Below are 4,383 nucleotides of genomic sequence, written 5' to 3'. Positions count from 1 at the left end.
GCCCCGCACGCGGCCTCAGGCGACGCAATGCTCTACTTCCGCCCGCACGACGTCGAGCTCCTTGACGGCTGCAGCGGCTGCATCGCCGGCACCGTTGCCGCCAGCCGCCGTGTCGCTGGCACCAGGCGGGTGGAGCTCGAAGTCGGCGGCGAGCGCCAGCGGGTCGAGGTCGAATTGCCCGTCGACCATCCGGCGGCGCAGAAGAGTCGGGTGGCGTTCAGGCCGCGGCGCTGGAAGCTTTTCCCGGCATCTGAGCCCGGAAAAGCCAGCTGAATCAGCCTGAAAGAAAATCCTAACAAGCATTTGTTTCGGCGGAATCTTTTCCGACGACGACACGATAGCGCCGGCTCGCATGTCTGGCGCTGGCCGGCCTTGTGCTATTATCCTGCGCCCTTGTTGCAACTCTCAAGGAGCCGGTTTTCATGAAGCGATTTTTGCTTGGCGCGGCGGCACTGGCCACCCTCTTCCTCGCATCCTCCGAGGCCTGGTCGGCCGACAGGTTGCTGAACGCGTCCTACGACGTCGGCCGCGAGCTGTTCGCCGAAGTCAACAAGGCCTTCGTCGCCGAACATCCGGGCGTGACGATCGACCAGTCGCATGCCGGGTCCTCCGCTCAGGCGCGCGCCATCGCCGAAGGGCTCGGCGCCGATGTCGTCACCTTGAACCAGGTCACCGATGTCGATTTCCTGGTCAAGAAGGGGCTCGTTTCCGCCGACTGGCAGAAGGATTTCCCAGACAACGCCTCGCCCTTCTATTCGCTGCCGTCCTTCCTGGTGCGCGCCGGCAACCCCAAGCACATCAAGGACTGGAACGATCTGGTGCGCGACGACGTGCAGGTGATCTTCCCCAATCCGAAGACATCGGGCAATGCGCGCTACACCTATCTCGCCGCCACCGCTTACGCCAAGGAGGCCTTCAAGGGCGACGACGCCAAGGTGAAGGAATTCGTCACCAAACTGTTCAACAACGTGCCGATCTTCGACACCGGCGGCCGCGCGGCCACCACCACCTTCGTGCAGCGCGAGATCGGCGATGTGCTGATCACCTTCGAATCGGAGACGCGTGGCATCCGCAAGGAGTATGGCGACGACAAGTTCGAGCAGGTCACGCCCTCGGTCAGCCTGCTGGCGGAGTTTCCAGTCGCCATAATCGACAAGGTTGCCGACGAACATGGCACGCGCGATCTCGCCAAGAGCTATCTCGACTTCCTCTATACGCCCGAAGGCCAGGACATCCTCGCCCGCAACGGCAACCGCGTCCGCGATGCGGCGGTCGCCGCGAAGTACAAGGACCAGTTCCCCGACGTCCGCCTGCTGACAGTGGACGACGTCTTCGGCGGCTGGGCCAAGGTGCAGGCCGAGCATTTCGCCGCCGGCGGCCTGCTCGACCAGTCCTATGGCAACCGCTGAGGGTCCAACGCCTCGGCTTCGGCCTGAGCAGGAAAGCCGGCCGTGCCGGCTTTCCTCATTTCATGCGTCAGCAGGCCGGATCCTGGCAAAATCTCGACCTCATCTGTGAAAAACCTTACAAAGAATCAACGCGTTTGTGCCTAACGTGCCGTCGGGCGGCTTGTTTTGCACGAAACGGCAATACGCGATCCGAGACGTCATGATTTGCACACAAACAACCGCCAGATGCAGGCGGTTGGGGGTTTCATGAACTGAATCGGGCATGCTTACCAAAAAAGGCAAATACGGCCTCAAGGCCCTCGTGCATCTTTCCGGACTGCCGGCCGGCCAGCTTGCATTCGTCAACGACATCGCTGTCGCCAACAATATTCCGAAGAAATTCCTCGACGCTATTCTGGGCGAGTTGCGTAATGCCGGTTTCGTCCAGAGCCGCAAGGGCAAGGAAGGCGGCTATCGCCTTGCCCGGCCGGCCTCCGAGATCAAGATCGGCCATGTCGTGCGCGTCCTCGACGGGCCTCTGGCGCCGATCCCCTGCGCCAGCCGCACGCAGTACCAGCGCTGTGAGGATTGCGACGAGGCGACCTGCCAGGTCCGGCACATGATGCTGGAAGTGCGCCAGGCGATTGCCGAGGTGCTGGACAACCGCAGCCTTGCCGCCATGCGCGACGCCGACAATGACGATTTTCCCGTCGAGCTGACCTCGCAGATCTAACCCGGACCTGAAGCTCCGCATCAAGGTCAGCGCCGTCCCCTGGGCGCTCGAATGCCTGTGCCCGATTGCGTCGGGGCAATGGACGCAGTAGAGCGGCCTTTCGGACGCAACCAGGAACAGGCGGGACACCGATCCGATGAGGCTGCCGTGGTTCGGAAAATCCCGCAGGGCCGACCGCAGGACATCGTCCAACATCTACCACACCGAGATCATCGCCGACGTGCCGGTGCCGGAGCGCGGCGAAGCGGTCCGCTTCTTCAGCCGCAGGCTGGTCAGGCCCGGCCGGCTGCGCCGCTTCTCGAACCGCGATGTTCGCGAAAGCCTGTTGCTCGGCTTTTTTCTCGTGGTCGCCGCGACGCTGCCGCTCGCCAGTTGGATGCGGATCTGCGCCTGGAGCTCCAAGCTCCGGCTGAGGCGCCATCTCCGCAAGGATTTTCCACGCTATGCCGCGGCGGTTCGTGCCGTCTTCGGCGATGGCGTCGATACGGAAGCGCTATTCAAGGGGTTGCTTGCCGCGGTCCATCGCCGACAATTGCTGCTTGCCGCGCACATCACCGGCCATGGCTGGTCGCCGGAAATTCGGCTGGAGGGGCTTGAGGGCCTGCGCGCGGCGCTGCAGCGAGGTCGGGGCGCCATCATCTGGTGTGATCAGTTCACCGCCCAGACCGTCATCGGCAAGCGGGCCCTGCATGAGGCCGGCATCGAGGCGCATCAGGTCAGCGTCAACTTCCACGGCGTTTCGGACACGGTGTTCGGCCTGCGCTTCCTGAACCGGCCGCTGATCGCGGTGGAGAACCGTTTTCTGAAAGGCCGGGTCATCTTCGAGCGCGGCGACGCCTATCAGGTGACCGTGCGCATGCAGCGCATGCTCAGGGAAAACGGCGTCGTCCTGATGACCAACACCACCCACTCCGGCACGACGTTCACCGAAGTCGACATGGGGCAAAGCGGCTGGACCCAACTGGCCTCGACTCCGGCGAACTTCGCCGCGCGCGGCGGAACGGCGCTGTTTGCCATGTCGACCTTCGAGACGGTGCCGTTTCGCGAATACCGTGCGGTTATCAGTCCCGAACTGGTCCCGGCTGAAGAGCCGATATCCGCCGCGACAGGGGAGATGGCGGCGAAGAACCTGGAGCTGCAGGCGCGCTACATCCTGCTCAAGCGCGATCGCCTCCTGGAGGCGATGAAATTGTACCCGGAACAGATGATGGTATGGGCAGGTGCCCAGAGGTTCACCGCGAGGTCGGGCGACACGACGGACGCCGACGCCGACGTATCCTCATGAGGTCTTTGTCCTGAGTTCGTCAAGCACGCCGGCGACGATGTTGGAGATCCGGCCGGTGCCGTCCACGGTCAAGGCGGGTTCATCCGCTGTCGGCGCTTCCAGAGTGGCGAACTGACTGTCGACCAGGCTCGCCGGCATGAAATGCCCCTTGCGGCTGCCGACACGGCGCCTGGCGGTTTCCGCATCGATTTCCAGATAGACGAAACGCAGGTCCGGGCAAAAGCCGCGCAGCCGCCTGCGGTAGCCGCGCTTCAGCGCCGAGCAGGCGGCGACTACGCTCTGCCCGTCGGCGATCGAGGCCGCGATGCGCCGGCCGATCGCATCGAGCCAGCCGGCGCGCAATTCGTCGGTGAGCGGTTCACCGCTTGCCATGCGCGCCACATTCTCGGGCGGATGCAGCCTGTCGCCCTCGACGAATGCCGTACCCAGCGCCGCCGCCAGCGCCTCGCCGACCGCGGACTTGCCGCAGCCGGCAACCCCCATCACCACGATGGCCAGCGGCGTCTTGGTCGCCGGCGGTCCCGCTTTTTCGATCACGGTCAGCGGCTCGCCGGGGCCCGGCCGTAGAGCAGAAGCATGACCACGATGACCACGCCGTAGATGATCTGCCGTCCTGCCTCCGGCATCTGCATGACCGAGAGGATGGACTGCAGAAGCGTGATCAGGATGACGCCGGCGACAGTGCCCAGATAGGAACCGCGTCCGCCAAGGATCGAGGTGCCGCCGAGCACCACCGCCGCGATCGACGGCAAGAGATAGGCATCGCCCATCGACTGCGCCGCCTTCGAAGCGTAACCCGCCAAAAGCACGCCGCCAAAGGCCGAGAGTCCGCCCGAAACCGCGAAGGCGACCATCACCACGCGGCGTGTGTCGATACCCGAAAGATAGGCGGCGCGCTCACGGTTGCCGATGCCGTAGACGGCGCGGCCGAAGCCGGTACGGGTCAGCACGAAGACCATGGCCGCGCCGTCTACGGC

Annotated in this window: 6 protein-coding genes; 4 read left to right on the top strand and 2 right to left on the bottom strand. The window is 64.4% G+C overall.

Annotated features, from left to right (window positions below):
• The 4 genes from EN745_RS30835 to EN745_RS30820 all read left to right on the top strand — a co-directional run.
• Nucleotides 1-273: TOBE-like domain-containing protein (locus tag EN745_RS30835; RefSeq protein ID WP_189363213.1), on the top strand; the 273-nt coding region annotated here is incomplete at its 5' end.
• A gap of 149 nt (nt 274-422) precedes the next feature.
• A complete protein-coding gene (locus EN745_RS30830) occupies nt 423-1,409 on the top strand; it encodes a sulfate ABC transporter substrate-binding protein (protein WP_127422993.1) in 987 nt (328 codons plus the stop codon).
• A gap of 262 nt (nt 1,410-1,671) precedes the next feature.
• Nucleotides 1,672-2,121, top strand: coding sequence for an Rrf2 family transcriptional regulator (locus EN745_RS30825; RefSeq protein WP_013530871.1), 450 nt, complete (start codon nt 1,672-1,674; stop codon nt 2,119-2,121).
• A gap of 136 nt (nt 2,122-2,257) precedes the next feature.
• Complete coding sequence (locus EN745_RS30820; protein ID WP_127422992.1) at nt 2,258-3,406, top strand: hypothetical protein; 1,149 nt, start codon at nt 2,258-2,260, stop codon at nt 3,404-3,406.
• Here the strand turns inward: EN745_RS30820 and EN745_RS30815 are convergent.
• Entirely contained in the window at nt 3,401-3,889 is a 489-nt protein-coding gene (locus tag EN745_RS30815) for a gluconokinase (protein ID WP_126059412.1), read from the bottom strand. The genes EN745_RS30820 and EN745_RS30815 overlap by 6 nt on opposite strands.
• 56 nt (nt 3,890-3,945) lie before the next feature.
• A partial coding sequence (locus tag EN745_RS30810; protein ID WP_145992237.1) for an ABC transporter permease occupies nt 3,946-4,383 on the bottom strand: 438 nt, incomplete at its 5' end.

The sequence above is a fragment of the Mesorhizobium sp. M4A.F.Ca.ET.022.05.2.1 genome (assembly GCF_003998845.1).
Classification (GTDB): domain Bacteria; phylum Pseudomonadota; class Alphaproteobacteria; order Rhizobiales; family Rhizobiaceae; genus Mesorhizobium.
Note: the sequence above shows the minus strand (reverse complement) of the source record. Positions and strands in the feature narration are given on the sequence as shown.

Bases quoted from the DNA above. Each gene is read 5' to 3' on its own strand.
- EN745_RS30820 (WP_127422992.1), top strand. From the start codon at position 2,258: ATGAGGCTGCCGTGGTTCGGAAAATCCCGCAGGGCCGACCGCAGGACA.
- EN745_RS30830 (WP_127422993.1), top strand. From the start codon at position 423: ATGAAGCGATTTTTGCTTGGCGCGGCGGCACTGGCCACCCTCTTCCTC.
- EN745_RS30825 (WP_013530871.1), top strand. From the start codon at position 1,672: ATGCTTACCAAAAAAGGCAAATACGGCCTCAAGGCCCTCGTGCATCTT.
- EN745_RS30815 (WP_126059412.1), bottom strand. From the start codon at position 3,889: ATGGGGGTTGCCGGCTGCGGCAAGTCCGCGGTCGGCGAGGCGCTGGCG.